The organism is Amycolatopsis sp. NBC_00348, from assembly GCF_036114655.1.
Classification (GTDB): domain Bacteria; phylum Actinomycetota; class Actinomycetes; order Mycobacteriales; family Pseudonocardiaceae; genus Amycolatopsis.
This window is the reverse complement of sequence record NZ_CP107994.1, coordinates 8,835,630-8,850,552: the sequence shown is the minus strand read 5'-3', so window position 1 is coordinate 8,850,552 and position 14,923 is coordinate 8,835,630. Positions and strand designations below refer to the sequence as shown.

Below are 14,923 nucleotides of genomic sequence, written 5' to 3'. Positions count from 1 at the left end.
CACCCAGTCAAGGGATACGTCAGGCGGGCAGGTCGAACTGCCCCGCCTTCACGGCGACGAGGAACGCTTCCCACTCGGCGGAGTCGAACACGAAGACCGGACTGGTCGAGAGCTTGGTGTCCCGGACCCCGATCAGGCCTTCCCGACCCAGGTTGACCTCGACACAGCTGCCGCCGTTGGGCTCGCTGGCGAACGACTTCTCCCACGCGGCCTCTTCGAACAGGGACACGGCCGTGCTCGGATCGTAATCCGCGAACGACGGATAATCCGCCATGGGTCGTACCTCCGTGGATCGATGGGGGGCGCGGCCGCAACCTGGTCGAAGGTACCCGCTCCCGGCTACTCAGTGTCTCAATGGAGCAGAGTGCAGGGCCAAGCGGGTGATCAACTAGCTCCGGCCTCGACATGAAGATTATTCCAGGAGTAGGATTAATCGCATCGGCCGGGGGCGGCGCTGTCGGTGAACGACAACCCGCATGCGGCGGGCGGCACGATCGCCGCGCCGGCCGCGCACAGCACACCATCCACCAACGCAGTACCTCATGGGGGAGGACCAGCGTGATCGTCGAGGACAGTGCGCCACCAGGCGTCGTCGTCGTGGGCAGGCTCGCCAAGGGAACCGCCGGTGAAGCCCGCCGGGTGGTCCACGTCTTCGGCGTGGAGGCCACCGCGGCCACGAGTGCGCTGATCCGTACCAAGTGCGGGGAAGCGCTTTCCCGCACCGATGTCGAATGGCTGACCCCCGGGGTCGGCATGCCTTGTGAACCCTGTCTCGGACTGACCACCGGCGAACCCGCCAGGTCACCGCGACGAGAGCTGGGGGTGTAGACGATGGCCGTCCGGTTGAACTCGCTCTTACGACGTGAAGAAGAACACCGCGGCCGCCGCGGGATCGCGGCCGAACTGCGGAACCGCTTCGGTTTCAGCCTGATCCAGGCGCCGCTGCGCAAGACCACCACCTGGGCCACGGACCTCGACGTCCCGGCCCGGCACTCCGACGGCGTGCGCACGACGCGCCCGCTGGAGACCGCGATCGACCTGGCCCCGCTGCTGCGCGGCGGCCGGATCGGCTCGCGCGCCTGACTGCGTTCCACCACCACATCATGAAGGAGCCCCGGTTCACGACGAACCGGGGCTCTCGCCGTTCCCGGGTCTGAAAGCCGTGAAGGCCTCCTTCCCGGCCATAAGAGCCGGTAAGGAGGCCTTCACGGCTTTTCGCCGTTGCGGGCCTACGGTTTCCGCAGCAGAAGGGCGCCGCGGCGGAACCGCTCCCCCTCGCCGGGCACGCGGTAGACGCGACCCGTCTCGACGAGGCCCGCGTCCCGGGCCAGCCCGGCCAGCTCGTCGAGCGGCCAGCGGTAGGCCGGGGTGACCGCGTGGTCGAACACCGTCAGCGGCTCGCCGTCGGATTCGAAGCAGCCCAACAGAACGTGACCACCCGGCGCCAACGTCCGGGTGAATTCGGCGAAGTACCCCGGCACCTCTTCGGGCGGCGTGTGGATCATCGAGTACCACGTCAGGATCCCGGCGAGCGAGGCGTCCGAGACGTCCAGCGCCGCCATCGACCCGACCTCGAACCGCAGATCGGGCGCGGCCGCCCGGGCCAGCTCGATCATCGCCGGCGACAGGTCGACGCCGAAGACGTCCACGCCGCGGTCCCGGAGGTGCGCCGTGAGGTGGCCGGGCCCGCAGCCGAGGTCGGCGACGAGCCCGGCGCCCCGCACGTGGTCGGCGAACGCGGCCAGGGCGGCGTTGTCCAACGGCGAAGCGTCCCAGACCTCACGGACGAACTCGGCGTACCGGACGGCCATCGCGTCGTAGGCGGCGGCCGTCACGCTCACGGCTTGCGGCCGAGGCCGCAGATGTGACCGCTGAACGCCGGGTCGTTCGCGAGCTTCTTCGTCGCCCGGGACTCGATCTCCTCCGGGTGCCACTCCGGCAGGTAGACGATGCCCGGCTCGACGAGCTCCAAGCCGTCGAAGAACGTCGTGAACTCCGCCTTGCTGCGCAGGTACAGCGGGGTGCTCGACTTGTTGTACTGCTCCACGATCGACGCCCGGCTGTCCGAGTCGGCCAGCGCGTCGAGGCCTTCGGTGGTCAGGTGCGAGGACAGGAAGTACGAGCCGGACGGCAGCAGCGACAGGTACTTCTGGATGGTCTCGGCCACCGGCTCGTCCTTGCCGAGGAAGTACAGGACGCCGACGATGATCAGCCCGATCGGCCGGTTCGGGTCGAGGACGCCGGTGTCGAGCGCGCGCTTCCAGATGTCGGCCGGGTCGCGCAGGTCGCCCTGCAGCACCGCGTGCCGGCTCGCGACGCCTTCCTTCTCCAGCAGGATCTGCGAGTGGGCGACGGCGACCGGCTCGTTGTCGACGTACACGCACCGCGCGTCCGGGTTCACCTCGGCCGCGACCTCGTGCACGTTGCCGACCGTCGGGACGCCGGAGCCGAGGTCGAGGAACTGGTCGATCCCGTTGCGCGCCAGGTAGCGCACGCCGCGGCCGAGGAAGTCCCGGCCGACGCGGGCGACCGTCCGGATCATCGGGAAGGTCTTGACCGCCTGCTCACCGAACTGCCGGTCGATGGCCCAGTTGGCGTCGCCGCCGAGGAACCAGTCGTAGATCCGGGCCGCGTTCGGCCGGTCGAGGTCGACGCCTTCGGGGGCTTCGGGATCCTGCGTCGTCATGCGTTCCGTCCTCCAGGCTTGCGGCCGACACCGCCGACCACGCTCGCGAGGGGGACCGTGGCGGCGCCGGGGTCAGGGCGCCACTCTCCCACAGGCACGATTCCCGGCTCGACCACGTCGAAGGTACCGAAGAACGCGGCGATCTCGTCGAGCGAGCGGGAAACCGCGGGCGAGCTCGACCGCTCCGACAGCTTCACGAGCCGCCTGATCTGTTCCAGCTCCGTGCCGCCGACGCCGGATTCGGTCGCGTGCGACAGCACGTACGCCGATCCCGGCGCGAGCAGCTTCCGGTAGTCGCGGATCGCCTCGCGCACGCCGCCGGCGTCGGGCAGGAAGTGCAGCACGGCCACGCTGAGCAGGCAGATCGGCTCGTCCGGGTCGAGCACGCCGGTGGCCAGCGCGGCCGCCCAGACGTCCTGCGCGTCCCGCAGGTCGGCGTGCAGGACCGCGTGGCGGCCGACGTCACCGGCCTCCTCCAGCAGGATCCGCCCGTGCGCGACGGCCACCGGCTCGTTGTCGACGTACACGCACCGGCTGTCGTCGACGTGGTCGTCGGCCACCTCGTGCACGTTGCCCGCGGTCGGGATGCCGGAGCCGAGGTCCAGGAACTGCGTGATGCCCTGGGAAAGGCAGTAGCGGACGGCGCGGCCGAGGAAGTCGCGGTTGCCCCGCGCGAGGGCGCGCGCCAGCGGGAACGCCTGCAGGGCCAGCTCGCCGTACTGCCGGTCGACCGCCCAGTTCGCGGTGCCGCCGAGCGCCCAGTCGTAGATCCTCGCCACGTTCGGCCGTTCCAGGTCGACGGCGTCGGGGAGGAAGTCGGGGTCCACGATGTCCCCTTCGGATGACGCAGCCGGTGGTGGGTTCGGGCGCAACAGCAGCACTCTACCGAAAGTTGTTCACCACTTGGCCGCCTCGCGGGGCCGTTCGCCCTATTGGCTCTGCTGCATCTGCGCGCGGTAACCCTCAGCGAGCTCCTTGAGGAACTGCCGGGTCTCCTGCCGCTCCAGCGCGGCTCCGCGCAGCCTGTCCCACGAGTCGACGAAGATGTTGAAGTCCTTGACGTCGTCGAGGTACAGCCCGCCCGCGGAGTGCTCGATGTAGACGAAGTCCCGGGTGCGGTCCGGGAAGCGCATGATCGTGAAGTCGTTGGGCACCGCGGCCAGCCGCGCACCGAAGGGCAGCACGTGCACGTAGACCCGCGGGTGCCGCTCGAGCGAGAGCAGGTGCTCGACCTGGTCCAGCATCACCGCGGGCGCGGACCCGCCGGGCGCCCGGCGCAGCGCGCCCTCGCTGATGATGAACCGGTAGTACGGCGGCTGCTGCTGTTCGAACACGGCTTTGCGGTCGAGCCGGTTGCGCACCAGCGACGTCACGTCGGTGGCGCCGAACTCGGTGAACTGCTTGAGCATGTAGTGCTCGGACTGCAGCGGGCCGGGGATGCGCTCGCCGTGCCAGGTGAGGATCTCCGCGGCGGCGGGTTCCAGGTCCGTGAAGGTGCGGAACCAGTGCGGCACCACGGAGCGGTAGCCGGACCAGTGGCCGCGCTGCCCGGCGGCCGCACGCGCCAGGTTCATCAGCGTGTCGGCCTCTTCGCCGTTGATCCCGAACGCGTTCAGCATCGATCGCACATCCCCGAGCTTGACCCCGACGGCACCGGACTCGATCTTGTTGACCTTGCCCTGGGTGCAGCCGAGAACCTCGGCAACCTGCTGCTGTGTCATCCGCGCCGCGGTGCGGGCGTGCCGGAGCTCGTTCCCGAGCTGCTTCCGGCGCGAGGTGACGGTGCTGGCCATCGCCCTGCTCTCCCGGACCACTATCAAGCGATGACGGCCCGTATCCGGAGCCGTCATCACACGCGAACTATCGAACCCACCCAGGTTAGTGCTTGCCCTGCGGATCTCGATGATGACATCGCGCAGCGTTCCAGGAAATGTCGCGGAACGCCAGCCACCTGGGTTGTCACTCGCCTGGACCAGTGAAATTCCGAATTATTCCGCCAACCGGCGGAGCCGGGTCTCGGGCAGACTGGTGCGCGTGACCGATCGTTCTCCCGCCGCTGCCGCCGTCACCCGGCTGGCCGACCAGGTCCACGGGTACGTCCAGCCGGACGGCTCCTGGTACATCAACAACTGCGGGTTCGTCGCGGCCGGTGACCACACCGTGCTGATCGACACCTGCTCGACCGAACGCCGCACGCGCGCGCTGCTCGCCGCCGTCGAAGGCGCCACCGGCCGCCCGGTGACGACGCTGGTGAACACCCACCACCACGGCGACCACACCAACGGCAACTACCTGGTCGAGGGCGCCACGGTCATCGGGCACCGCAAGACCCGCGAGCTGATGGTCGCCGAGGGCATCCAGACGTTCGACGGCATCTTCACCGGCAACGACTGGGGTGAGCTGCGGTCGCGCCCGCCTGAGGTCGTCTTCGACGACCGGCTGACCGTCCACGCCGGCGACGTCACGATCGAGCTGATCCACCCCGGCCACGCGGCCCACACGACCAACGACGTGCTCGTCTGGCTGCCCGAGCAGCGTGTGCTCTACGCCGGTGACCTGGTGTTCAACGGCGGCAGCCCGTTCGCGCTGATGGGCTCGGTGGCCGGCTGGCGCAAGGCCCTCGACGTCATCCGCGAGCTGGAACCCGAAGTGATCCTGCCCGGCCACGGCCCGGCGTGCGGCCTGGACGTCGTGGACACAGTGGACGGCTACCTGGCCTTCGTCCAGCGGACGGCCGAGCGCGGGAAGGCCGCCGGGCTGGGGCCGCTGGAGCTGGCCAAGGACACCGACCTCGGCGAGTTCGCGTCGCTGACCGAGCAGGAGCGGCTGCCGGGCAACCTGCACCGGGCGTACGCCGAGCTGGACGGCGCCGAGTGGGGCGCGCAGATCGACCTGGTCGCGGCCGTGATGGACATGGTCGCGTTCAACGGCGAGCCGATCCGGTGTTTTTCCTGAACTGAGTGAGCTGCTCCTCCGTGGCCTTCCTTGAGCGCACGTTCGGACTAGGGTCTGAATCGAGAGAGTCTTCGGAAGGATGCGGATGAGCAAGAAGGCGAGCATCGGGGTCACCGGCCTGGCGGTCATGGGCCGCAACCTGGCCCGGAACCTGGCGCGGCACGGCCACACGGTGGCCCTGCACAACCGGTCCGAGGAGCGGACCCGCACGCTGGTGGACCAGTTCGGCGACGAAGGCGACTTCATCCCGGCGTACTCCGCGCAGGAGTTCGTCGACGCGCTGGAGCGGCCCCGGCAGGTCGTGATCATGGTCAAGGCGGGCGGCCCGACCGACGCCGTCATCGACGAGTTCGCGCCGCTACTGGAAGACGGCGACGTGATCATCGACGCCGGCAACGCGCACTTCGCCGACACCCGACGTCGTGAGAAGGCCCTGCGCGAGCGCGGGCTGCACTTCGTCGGCAGCGGCGTCTCCGGCGGCGAGGAAGGCGCGCTGCACGGGCCGAGCATCATGCCCGGCGGCTCGAAGGAGTCCTACGAGTCCCTCGGCCCGCTGTTCGAGGACATCTCGGCGAAGGTCGACGGCGAGCCGTGCTGCACGCACATCGGTGCCGACGGCGCCGGCCACTTCGTGAAGATGGTGCACAACGGCATCGAGTACGCCGACATGCAGCTCATCGCGGAGTCGTTCGACCTGCTGCGCGGCGCGGGCGGCTACTCCCCCGCGGAGATCGCCGACGTGTTCCGGACCTGGAACACCGGCCGGCTCGACTCGTACCTGATCGAGATCACCGCCCAGGTGCTGGCGCACGTCGACAAGTCGTCCGGCAAGCCGTTCGTGGACGTCGTCGCGGACGCCGCCGAGCAGAAGGGCACCGGCCGCTGGACCGTGCAGATCGGCCTCGACCTGGGCGTCCCGATCTCGGGCATCGCCGAAGCCGTCTTCGCGCGTTCGCTGTCCGGCTCGACGTCGCTGCGCTCGGCCGCTCGCGGCCTGGGCGGCCCGGCGCGGTCGCCGCTGACCGGCTCGTCGCTGGAGCGCTTCGCCGACGACGTCGAGCAGGCGCTGTACGCGTCGAAGGTCGTCGCGTACGCGCAGGGCTTCAACCAGATCCAGGCCGGCGCGACCGAGTACGGCTGGGACATCGACCTCGGCAAGGTCGCCTCGATCTGGCGCGGCGGCTGCATCATCCGCGCGAAGTTCCTCAACGACATCACCGCGGCCTACGCCGAAGAGCCGGGCCTGCCGACCCTGCTGACCTCCGGCGGCTTCCGCAAGGCCGTCGAGGACGCGCAGGACTCGTGGCGCTCGGTGATCTCGACGGCGGTCAAGCTGGGTATCCCGACGCCGGGCTTCTCGACGGCGCTGGCGTACTACGACGGCCTGCGCGCCGACCGCCTCCCGGCGGCCCTGGTGCAGGGCCAGCGCGACTTCTTCGGGGCGCACACGTACCGCCGCGTCGACCGCGACGGCTCGTTCCACACGGCGTGGGCTGAGGACGGCCGCCCGGAGTCCGACGCCTGACCGTCCAAAGCCGTGAAGGCCTCCTTACCGGCCATAAGAGCCGGTAAGGAGGCCTTCACGGCTTTCCGGGGTGCCTGAGCGGGAAGACCCCCTGGTCCATCCCGATCAGAGCAGCGTCACTGGCCTCGCGCGGCGAGGATCTCCGTCAGGACCGCGACGATCTTCGCCTCCGCCTTGTCCTTCTTGATCCCCAGGCCGTCGAGCACCTGGAAGCCGACGCCTTCGCCCTGCTCCAGCAGCGCCAGCAGGATGTGCTCGGTGCCGATGTAGTTGTGCCCCAGCCGCAGCCCCTCGCGCAGGGTCAGTTCCAGGGCCTTCTTCCCCCCGGGGCTGAACGGCATCGGGCTGGGCACCTCGCCGGCCGGCTCGGGCAGCTGGGCTTCGGCCGTCTCCTGGACGGTCTCCAGCGTGACGCCCTGGGCGAGGATCGCACCCGCCGCGAGCGCCGCGGGCTCGGTGAGCAGGCCCAGCACGAGGTGCACGGTGTCGATCGCCGGGCTGCGGTGGTCGATGGCCGCCTTCTGCGCGGCGACGATCACGTGCCGCGCGCGGTCGGTGTAGCGGCCGTAGACGCGTTCGATCGCGCCGGAGACGTCACCACCCGGGTCCACCTTCGGCACGAACCGCTTCTGCGCGGCCTGCTTGGTGACGCCCATGCTCTTGCCGATCTCGGTCCAGGACGCGCCGGAGCGGCGGGCCTGGTCGACGAAGTGGCCGATGAGGTGGTCGGCGACGTCGCCGAGGTGCTCGCCCATGTAGACGGCGTCGGAGAGCTGGGCGAGGGCGTCCTGGTCGTTGTTGCTCTTGATGGCGGTGATGAGGTCGTCGAGTTTGACCGAGTAGTCAGGCAGGTTCATATCGTCAACTGTAGGTTGACGCACTGAGTGCGTCAACCTACAGTTGACGATCTCAGGCGACGCGGGTCTTCAGGTGCGCCTTCAGGTCGAACCCGCTCGCTTCGAGGTCCGCGTACGCCGGGTGCGGGTCGGCGGTGAACAGCCGTCGCGCGGCGATGTGGTCGGCCGGGCGGTTCACCGACTCGACCGCGATGAGGACGTCGTCGCGGAACGACAGCACCGAGAACTTGCCCGCCTCGCGATCACCCGCGACCACCGTCCGGTCGGCGCGGTCGAGGATCCCGGCGATCTGCAGCTTCGCGCCCGACTGGTCGGTCCAGAACCACGGCAGGCTCGCGTACGGCTCGTCGGCGCCGGTCAGCGCCGCGGCCACGCACCGGGCCTGGTCGACGGCGTTCTGCACCGACTCCAGCCGGGTCGCCGCGCCCGCCTGCACGCACGGGAAGTTCGCGCAGTCGCCGATCGCGAAGATCCGCGGGTCGGACGTGCGCAGGTGCGCGTCGACGACCACGCCGTTCGCGATGTCCAGCCCGGCGGCCTCGGCGAGCGCGGTTTCCGGCACGACTCCGACGGCGATCACGACGAGGTCGGCGGGCAGCCGCGTGCCGTCGGACAGCTCGACCTCACGCACCCGCGAGTCGCCGTGCAGCGCGGAAACCCCTTGGCCGAGCAGGACCGTGTGCCCGGCCTCGCGGTGCAGTTCGGCGAAGTACCCGGAGATCTCGGACGACGCGACGCGGTTGAGCAGCCGGTCCTGCGCCTCGACGACCGTCACCGAACGGCCGGCGTGGGACGCGAACTCGAGCCCGATGAAGCCACCGCCGACCACGACGACGTCCCGCGCGTCGGACAGCGACGCGCGGAGCCGGTCGGCGTCGTCGCGCGTGCGCAAGGCCAGCACGCCCGGCAGGTCCGCGCCGGGCACCGGCAAGGCCCGGTTGCGCGCGCCGGTGGCCAGGACGAGGTGGTCGTAGGCCAGCTCCTCGTCGTCGTCGAAGTGGACGCGGTTCGCGGCCCGGTCGATCGACTTGACGCGCGCGTCGACGAGTTCGATGCCCTTCTCGGCGAAGAAGTCCTCGCCGCGCAGGTGCAGCTGCTCGAGCCCGGCGGTCCCGGCCAGGTAGGCCTTCGACAGCGGCGGCCGCTGGTACGGCACGCCGGGTTCGTCCCCGACCAGCACGACCCGGCCGTCGAAGCCCCGGTCGCGCAGCGACGCCGCGGCCTGGAACCCGCTCTGCCCGGCGCCGACGACCAGAACCGTGCCCACTCCCTGCTCACCCATGGTTTCATCTGAGCACAACCCGCTCGGCTCGTCGAGGAGTCGATCAGTGGGGTTCGCCGCTGGTCCGCAGCGCGCGGGGGGCGCCGAGGACCCGCGAGATCCCCCGCGCCGCCGCGCGCACCGCCGGGACCAGCGTTCTCGGGTCGGTGCCCTCCGCCGGCACGACCACCGAAATCGCCGCCGCCACCTCGTCGTCGGCGCCGAAGACCGGCGCTGCCACCGAGAGGGCGATCAGCTCGATCTGGCCGTCGCTGATGGCGTACCCGTTGCGCCGGACGTCCGCGAGCACGCGACGCAGCTCACCTTCCGAGCTGATCGTCTTGGGCGTGAACACCTTCAGCGGTCTCTCGACGACCTCCGCCTGGACGTCGGCCGGCGCGTGCGCGAGCAGCACCTGGCCGACGCCGGTCGCGTGCGCCGGCAGCCGCCCGCCGACCCGGGTCAGGACGTTGACCGCACCGCGGCCGGAGATGCGTTCGACGTAGACGACCTCCGGCCCGTCGAGCACCGCGAGCTGCACGTTCTGGTGCGTGGCCTCGTAAAGGTCCTCCAGGAACGGCATCGCACTCTCGCGGAGTTCGGCCCCGTGCGGCGCGAGGGAGGCGACCTCCCACAGCCAGAGCCCGACGCGGTACGCACCGGCGTCATCCCGGACGAGCGCACCACGCCGGGTCAGCTCACCGGCCAGCCGATGCGTGGTGGACAACGGCAGTCCGACGCGGCGGCTCAGCTCGGACAGCGTGAGTTGCGGCCGCTCGGCGGAGAACGCGCCGAGCAGATCGAGAACACGATCAACCACCGACGGCGGCCGCTGCGCGCTGTGTCGCATGGGGATCAGTCTTCGCACCGGAGCCAGGACCCGCAACCCGCGGCCAAACCGCCCAGGGTCCGGGGCGTGTGGGCGGTGCGGCCTGCGCCAACGACTTCGGCGGCAGTTGGCGACGCCGACCACGACCTTGGCGCAGGGTTCCCGCCACAGCTGGGGTAACTGCGGCTGATCCAGCGGTCGCCCCGGGACGAACCCGGGGCGACCCACCTCAGAGGTCGTCGTCCGGGAGCAGCGGTCGCATGAACGACCGGCGGTACCGGATCACGCAACCGCTTTCCTCGCGGATCTTGTCCGCCTCGATGAAGTCCGGGTCGACGCCGAACAAGGTCCGGTACTGCTCGTACGCGGCGAAGCTCTCGAAGCTGAACAACGCGCGCGCTTCGTCGCTCGCGCCTTCCGACGGCAGGAAGTAGCCGTGGTGGACGCCGCCTTCTCGCTGTACCAACCGCATCCAGGCGGCGGCGAACCGTTCGAAGTCGGGCAGCTTCGCGGGGTCGATGACGTAGTCGACGACGCAGGTGATCATCAGTGGCCACCCCAGACGCGGTCGGCCGTCTTCACGATCAGCTCCAGCTTCCGCAGCTGGTCGTCCACGGTGAGGTCGTTGCCTTCCTCCGTCGAAGAGAACCCGCACTGTCCCGACAGGCAGAGCCGGTCGACGTCGACGTACCGCGACGCCTCCTCGATCCGCCGCACCAGGACGTCCGGGTCCTCCAGCTCCGGCCGTTTGGTGGTGACCAGGCCGAGCACGACCTTCTTGTCCTTCGGCACGAACCGCAGCGGCTCGAAACCACCGGAGCGTTCGTCGTCGTACTCCAGGAAGAACCCGTCGACGGCCAGCTCGCCGAACACGGCTTCCGCGACGAACTCGTAGCTCCCGGAAGCGGCCCACGACGAGCGGAAGTTCCCGCGGCACAAGTGAGTCGTCACCGCCAGGTCGTCCGGCCGGCCCTCCAGCGCCGCGTTGATCGTCGCGATGTTGCGCAGGTGCTGGGTGTCCGGGTCGCCGCCCATCCGCTGGACGAGCTCGCGCTGCGCCGGGTCGTTCAGGTACGCGAGGCTCGTGTCGTCGAGCTGCAGGTAGCGGCAGCCGAGGCCGGCCATCGCGGTGACCTGCGCGGAGTACGCCGCGCTGAGGTCGGTGAAGAACTCTTCCAGCTCCGGGTAGACGGTCTCGCTGACCGCCGCCCGGCCGCCGCGGTAGTAGACCATGCTCGGCGACGGGATGGTCAGCTTCGGCGTCACGCCGGCGTCCACATGGGACTGCAGGAACCGGAAGTGGTCGGCGAAGATCGGCTCCTCGAGCCGGACCTTGCCGTCGACCTGCAGGCCCGGCGGGCTGAACTCGAGGTCGCCCGCCAGGTTGTGGAACTTGACGTGCAGCCGTTCGTCGCTCTTGGAGATGCCGCCGAGTGCGTAGATGAAGTCCATGTGCCACGAGGCCCGCCGGAACTCGCCGTCGGTGGCCGAGCTCAGCCCGGCCGCTCGCTGCATCTTGATCACGTCACGGATCGCGTCGTCTTCGACCGCGCGGAGCTGCTCCGCACCGATCTCACCGCTTTCGTGCCGCCGTCGCGCGTCGCGCAGCACCGGGGGCCGCAGGAGGCTCCCGACGTGATCGGCGCGAAACGGCGGGCCCACCTGGGAAATACCGCCCGATGTCATGCACCGATGGTCACACATCGCGGCCCGATCCGCCGCACCCCGGAAACACGATCATCACGGCGGCGTCTTGCTACCGTCATCCGCACGGCGTTGGCTGGCACGGCAAAAGGGGGCTGTTCATGACGAAACCCGAGGTCCACCCGGTAGACCAGGGCCTGCCCGCCGGCCGCTTGGCGCTGCTCGGCCTGCAGCACATGTCGATCATGTACGCCGGCGCCGTCGCGGTGCCGCTGATCGTCGGCAGCGCGCTCAAGCTCGACGCGGCGACGATCGGGCTGCTGGTGAACGCCGACCTCCTGGTCGCGGGCATCGCCACGCTGATCCAGTCGATCGGCATCGGGAAGCTCCTCGGCATCCGGCTGCCGGTGGTGGCGGGCGCGACGTTCAGCGTCGTCAACCCGATGATCCTCATCGCGTCGCAGTACGGCCTGCCCGCGGTCTACGGCGCGATGATGGCGTCCGGCGTGTTCGGACTGCTCATCGCGAAGCCGTTCGCGAAGCTGATCCGGTTCTTCCCGCCGCTGGTCACCGGGACGCTGCTGCTCGTCATCGGCGTCTCGCTGCTCGGCCCGGGCGCCGGGCTGATCGCGGGCAACGACCCGACCGCGCCGGACTACGCGGCCCTGTCGCACATCCTGCTCGCGTTCGGCGTGCTCGCGCTGCTCGTGCTGTTCACGCGCGTGCTGCGCGGCTTCGCCAACCAGATCGGGCCGCTGCTGGCCCTGGCGATCGGGCTGGTCGTCGCGATCCCGCTGGGGCTGGTGCACTGGGACGGGCTGAGCGCGGCCGGCTGGTTCGGGCTCGCGGCGCCGTTCCACTTCGGCGCGCCGACGTTCCCGGTCGCCGCGGTCCTGTCGATGTGCGTGGTCATGCTGGTGACGTTCACCGAGTCGACGGCCGACATGATCGCCGTCGGCGAGATCACCGGGCGCCCGCCGACGGACTCCGACCTCGCGCGCGGCCTGGCCACCGACGGCTTCTCGGCCGTGCTCGGCGGCGTGATGAACTCCTTCCCCGACACGGCTTTCGCGCAGAACGTCGGGCTGGTGCGGATGACCGGCGTGCGCAGCCGCTGGGTGGTCGCGGTGACCGGCGGGATCCTGGTGCTGATGGGCCTGGTCCCGAAGATCGGCGCGTTCATCGCGGCGATCCCGCAGCCGGTGGTCGGCGGGGTCGCGGTGGTGATGTTCGCGATGGTCGCCGCGGTCGGCGCGCAGAACCTCCGCACGGTGGAGTTCTCCGGCAACCACAACACTTTCGTCGTGGCGGTGGCGCTGGGCGTCGGCCTGCTGCCGGCGTTCGCGCCGAAGATCTTCCAGCACTTCCCGGCCTGGCTGCAGACGATCGGCGGCAGCTCGATCACGGTGACGGCGGTGCTGGCCTTCGTGTTGAACCTGCTCTTCAACCACCTCGGCCGGCGCGAGGAACCTGGTAACCTCCCCGACGTCGGATAACCCAGAGTGCCCGGTCGGAGACACTGTGAAGTCAGAGGAGCCTGACGCGGTCACGTACGGCGGCTTGCTCGAGGACCTCAACCCGCTCGGCACCGGCGGCGGGTTCGAGTACTCCGTCGAAACTCTTCATGAACTGGCCGGACAGTGGCGGCAGCTGGCCCAGGACTACCGGGACGACCGGCTCGACGCGGAGCGCATCGCGCAGACCGAGGGACCCGGGCTCGAATACGCGAGCCAGGGCAACGCCGAGCTGATCCAAGCGTCCGGCCAGGCTTTGATGCAGTCGCTTTCAGCGCGCGCGGACCACTGTGACGCGATGGCCGACAAGTTCCTCGCGGCTCTCGGCAAATACGCCACAACCGAAGAACAACATGCTGCAGAGCTCGAGAAACCGGAAGGCCTCGCCTGATGCGCCGCGTTCTGCCCATCGCCGGTGTCGCGGCACTCATCCTCACCGGATGCACCGGTACCACTCGCGGCAACCCGCGGCCGTCGAGCGAATCACCAGGTCAGACCGCGACCCCGGATACCGCGGATCAGGTGCCCGGTCCCGGAGTACCGAAGGTCGAGACGCCGGTCGACCTCACGCGATTCCGCCAGTCTCCCTGCGACGCACTCTCGGAGAGTCAAGCGGGAGAACTGATCGGACCCGAAGTGCAGACAAGGCCGGACCTCGAATCGCCGGCCGGGCCCGCTTGCTCGTGGAATCCGCCCGATGCCAGCCGTCCGCTGGTCCGCGTGATTTTCGACAGGGCCGCTACGGCCGGCCTGACCAGCTTCTACAAGGACAAAGGCGCCAGGTACGCGCTGTTCACGCCGCTGGAGCCCATCAACGGCTACCCCGTTGTCGCGTATGGCGTCTACGACGCGAGGGACACCGAAGGCGTTTGTTCTGTCGCCGTCGGAACCAGTGATCAGGAGGTGTTCGACGTCGGCTTGACGCTGTCGCAAGCCAATGTCGGCAAGAAAGACCCGTGCGATGTAGCTCGCGAAGGGGCGATCAGAGCGCTGACCACCATCCGAGGCACCAGCTGAGGCCTGCTCAAAGGGTCTTGAGCAACCGTTCGACGAATTCGGCGCCGACGCCCGGTTCGACCGGGAGCCGGAACAGGACGCGCAGGTACAGCGGGGCCAGGACGTGGTCGAGGACGTCCTGCACCGACGGCACCGCCTCGCCGCGTGCGGCGGCCGCGTCGAGGGCCTGCTGCAGGTCGTCGCCGCGGGCCCGGAGGTACTCGATCGGCTCGCGTTCCGGGGCCATCGTCGCGACGAGCGCGCGCAGCAGGATCTGGCCGTGCCGGTCGCGCATCGCGCGTTCGACCCCGGCCGCCCAGCCCGTCAGGTCGCCGCGCAGCGAGCCGGTGTCCGGGATCGGCGACGTCTCGCGCAGGCGCGTCACGGCGGCGTCGAGGAGCAGGTTGTCGAGGTTGCCCCAGCGGCGGTAGATGCTGGTCGGGTTGACGCCCGCCCGCTCGGCGATCTTCGGGACCGTGGCGTCGGTCTCCCCCGCGGCGAGCAGCTCGACGACGGCGTCGTGCACCGCGTCGCGGACGCGGGCGCTGCGGCCGCCGGGTCGGGTCATGAGGTGATCCTAAAGCAAAGGTACTTGCTTTAGCGAGTCGCGTCTGCGTACCTTTAAGGCAAATCGAATTGCCTTAAGGAGCGAGACC

The 14,923-nt window shown here is 69.8% G+C and carries 18 protein-coding genes; 7 read left to right on the top strand and 11 right to left on the bottom strand.

Annotated features, from left to right (window positions below; all coding sequences use genetic code 11):
- Positions 1 to 19 precede the first annotated feature (19 nt).
- Entirely contained in the window at positions 20 to 274 is a 255-nt protein-coding gene (locus OHS58_RS39570; RefSeq protein ID WP_247060194.1) for a DUF397 domain-containing protein, read from the bottom strand.
- 284 nt (positions 275 to 558) lie between these two features.
- On the opposite strand from OHS58_RS39570, the gene OHS58_RS39565 reads away from it, so the two are divergent.
- Both OHS58_RS39565 and OHS58_RS39560 read left to right on the top strand, forming a co-directional pair.
- Positions 559 to 828, top strand: coding sequence for a hypothetical protein (locus tag OHS58_RS39565; RefSeq protein WP_326956217.1), 270 nt, complete (start codon positions 559 to 561; stop codon positions 826 to 828).
- Between the two features lie 3 nt (positions 829 to 831).
- On the top strand, positions 832 to 1,083 hold the full coding sequence (locus OHS58_RS39560; RefSeq protein WP_326956218.1) for a hypothetical protein: 252 nt from the start codon (positions 832 to 834) through the stop codon (positions 1,081 to 1,083).
- A 146-nt stretch (positions 1,084 to 1,229) separates the two neighbouring features.
- Here the strand turns inward: OHS58_RS39560 and OHS58_RS39555 are convergent, their stop codons facing one another.
- The 4 genes from OHS58_RS39555 to OHS58_RS39540 all read right to left on the bottom strand — a co-directional run bounded on the left by OHS58_RS39555 (position 1,230) and on the right by OHS58_RS39540 (position 4,479).
- Complete coding sequence (locus OHS58_RS39555; protein ID WP_328649931.1) at positions 1,230 to 1,835, bottom strand: class I SAM-dependent DNA methyltransferase; 606 nt, start codon at positions 1,833 to 1,835, stop codon at positions 1,230 to 1,232.
- A 2-nt stretch (positions 1,836 to 1,837) separates the two neighbouring features.
- Positions 1,838 to 2,686: an SAM-dependent methyltransferase gene (locus OHS58_RS39550; RefSeq protein ID WP_371827616.1), complete on the bottom strand. Its 849-nt coding sequence runs from the start codon at positions 2,684 to 2,686 to the stop codon at positions 1,838 to 1,840.
- Positions 2,683 to 3,513: an SAM-dependent methyltransferase gene (locus tag OHS58_RS39545; protein ID WP_442875493.1), complete on the bottom strand. Its 831-nt coding sequence runs from the start codon at positions 3,511 to 3,513 to the stop codon at positions 2,683 to 2,685. Before OHS58_RS39545 ends, OHS58_RS39550 begins: the two co-directional genes overlap by 4 nt.
- A 102-nt stretch (positions 3,514 to 3,615) precedes the next feature.
- Positions 3,616 to 4,479, bottom strand: coding sequence for a helix-turn-helix domain-containing protein (locus OHS58_RS39540; protein WP_247060191.1), 864 nt, complete (start codon positions 4,477 to 4,479; stop codon positions 3,616 to 3,618).
- A gap of 241 nt (positions 4,480 to 4,720) precedes the next feature.
- On the opposite strand from OHS58_RS39540, the gene OHS58_RS39535 reads away from it, so the two are divergent.
- Both OHS58_RS39535 and gndA read left to right on the top strand, forming a co-directional pair.
- Positions 4,721 to 5,641: an MBL fold metallo-hydrolase gene (locus tag OHS58_RS39535; RefSeq protein WP_328645783.1), complete on the top strand. Its 921-nt coding sequence runs from the start codon at positions 4,721 to 4,723 to the stop codon at positions 5,639 to 5,641.
- A gap of 85 nt (positions 5,642 to 5,726) precedes the next feature.
- Entirely contained in the window at positions 5,727 to 7,166 is a 1,440-nt protein-coding gene (gndA, locus tag OHS58_RS39530; protein WP_247060189.1) for an NADP-dependent phosphogluconate dehydrogenase, read from the top strand.
- Positions 7,167 to 7,282: 116 nt separating this feature from the next.
- Here gndA and OHS58_RS39525 read toward each other — a convergent pair whose 3' ends face one another.
- From OHS58_RS39525 to OHS58_RS39505, 5 genes are all read right to left on the bottom strand, one after another.
- A complete protein-coding gene (locus OHS58_RS39525; RefSeq protein ID WP_326945811.1) occupies positions 7,283 to 8,023 on the bottom strand; it encodes a Clp protease N-terminal domain-containing protein in 741 nt (246 codons plus the stop codon).
- Positions 8,024 to 8,075: 52 nt separating this feature from the next.
- Positions 8,076 to 9,290: an NAD(P)/FAD-dependent oxidoreductase gene (locus OHS58_RS39520; RefSeq protein ID WP_328649930.1), complete on the bottom strand. Its 1,215-nt coding sequence runs from the start codon at positions 9,288 to 9,290 to the stop codon at positions 8,076 to 8,078.
- A gap of 58 nt (positions 9,291 to 9,348) precedes the next feature.
- Positions 9,349 to 10,134 carry an IclR family transcriptional regulator gene (locus tag OHS58_RS39515; RefSeq protein WP_328645782.1) on the bottom strand — a complete coding sequence of 262 codons (786 nt, stop codon included), beginning with the start codon at positions 10,132 to 10,134 and terminating at the stop codon, positions 9,349 to 9,351.
- A 208-nt stretch (positions 10,135 to 10,342) separates the two neighbouring features.
- Complete coding sequence (locus OHS58_RS39510) at positions 10,343 to 10,660, bottom strand: NIPSNAP family protein (RefSeq protein ID WP_328645781.1); 318 nt, start codon at positions 10,658 to 10,660, stop codon at positions 10,343 to 10,345.
- Positions 10,660 to 11,799 (bottom strand): 5-methyltetrahydropteroyltriglutamate--homocysteine S-methyltransferase, encoded by a 1,140-nt coding sequence (locus OHS58_RS39505; RefSeq protein ID WP_326945809.1) that lies wholly within the window; start codon positions 11,797 to 11,799, stop codon positions 10,660 to 10,662. Before OHS58_RS39505 ends, OHS58_RS39510 begins: the two co-directional genes overlap by 1 nt.
- 119 nt (positions 11,800 to 11,918) lie before the next feature.
- Here OHS58_RS39505 and OHS58_RS39500 point away from each other — a divergent pair, with 119 nt between their 5' ends.
- The 3 genes from OHS58_RS39500 to OHS58_RS39490 are packed head-to-tail and all read left to right on the top strand — an operon-like array spanning position 11,919 to position 14,288.
- Entirely contained in the window at positions 11,919 to 13,253 is a 1,335-nt protein-coding gene (locus tag OHS58_RS39500; protein ID WP_326945808.1) for a nucleobase:cation symporter-2 family protein, read from the top strand.
- 25 nt (positions 13,254 to 13,278) lie between these two features.
- The gene (locus OHS58_RS39495; protein WP_328645780.1) at positions 13,279 to 13,662 is read left to right on the top strand and encodes a hypothetical protein; all 384 of its coding nucleotides are present in this window, start codon (positions 13,279 to 13,281) and stop codon (positions 13,660 to 13,662) included.
- Positions 13,662 to 14,288, top strand: coding sequence for a DUF3558 domain-containing protein (locus tag OHS58_RS39490; RefSeq protein WP_328645779.1), 627 nt, complete (start codon positions 13,662 to 13,664; stop codon positions 14,286 to 14,288). Before OHS58_RS39495 ends, OHS58_RS39490 begins: the two co-directional genes overlap by 1 nt.
- A gap of 7 nt (positions 14,289 to 14,295) precedes the next feature.
- Here the strand turns inward: OHS58_RS39490 and OHS58_RS39485 are convergent, their stop codons facing one another.
- Positions 14,296 to 14,835 (bottom strand): TetR/AcrR family transcriptional regulator, encoded by a 540-nt coding sequence (locus OHS58_RS39485; protein ID WP_326956222.1) that lies wholly within the window; start codon positions 14,833 to 14,835, stop codon positions 14,296 to 14,298.
- Positions 14,836 to 14,923: the final 88 nt, after the last annotated feature.

What these genes read in the sequence shown, in the direction of transcription:
- OHS58_RS39510 (WP_328645781.1), bottom strand. Translation starts at nt 10,660, where the DNA reads ATGATCACCTGCGTCGTCGACTACGTCATCGACCCCGCGAAGCTGCCC.
- OHS58_RS39525 (WP_326945811.1), bottom strand. Translation starts at nt 8,023, where the DNA reads ATGAACCTGCCTGACTACTCGGTCAAACTCGACGACCTCATCACCGCC.
- OHS58_RS39490 (WP_328645779.1), top strand. Translation starts at nt 13,662, where the DNA reads ATGCGCCGCGTTCTGCCCATCGCCGGTGTCGCGGCACTCATCCTCACC.
- OHS58_RS39485 (WP_326956222.1), bottom strand. Translation starts at nt 14,835, where the DNA reads ATGACCCGACCCGGCGGCCGCAGCGCCCGCGTCCGCGACGCGGTGCAC.
- OHS58_RS39560 (WP_326956218.1), top strand. Translation starts at nt 832, where the DNA reads ATGGCCGTCCGGTTGAACTCGCTCTTACGACGTGAAGAAGAACACCGC.
- gndA (WP_247060189.1), top strand. Translation starts at nt 5,727, where the DNA reads ATGAGCAAGAAGGCGAGCATCGGGGTCACCGGCCTGGCGGTCATGGGC.
- OHS58_RS39500 (WP_326945808.1), top strand. Translation starts at nt 11,919, where the DNA reads ATGACGAAACCCGAGGTCCACCCGGTAGACCAGGGCCTGCCCGCCGGC.
- OHS58_RS39540 (WP_247060191.1), bottom strand. Translation starts at nt 4,479, where the DNA reads ATGGCCAGCACCGTCACCTCGCGCCGGAAGCAGCTCGGGAACGAGCTC.
- OHS58_RS39550 (WP_371827616.1), bottom strand. Translation starts at nt 2,686, where the DNA reads ATGACGACGCAGGATCCCGAAGCCCCCGAAGGCGTCGACCTCGACCGG.
- OHS58_RS39570 (WP_247060194.1), bottom strand. Translation starts at nt 274, where the DNA reads ATGGCGGATTATCCGTCGTTCGCGGATTACGATCCGAGCACGGCCGTG.
- OHS58_RS39515 (WP_328645782.1), bottom strand. Translation starts at nt 10,134, where the DNA reads ATGCGACACAGCGCGCAGCGGCCGCCGTCGGTGGTTGATCGTGTTCTC.
- OHS58_RS39505 (WP_326945809.1), bottom strand. Translation starts at nt 11,799, where the DNA reads ATGACATCGGGCGGTATTTCCCAGGTGGGCCCGCCGTTTCGCGCCGAT.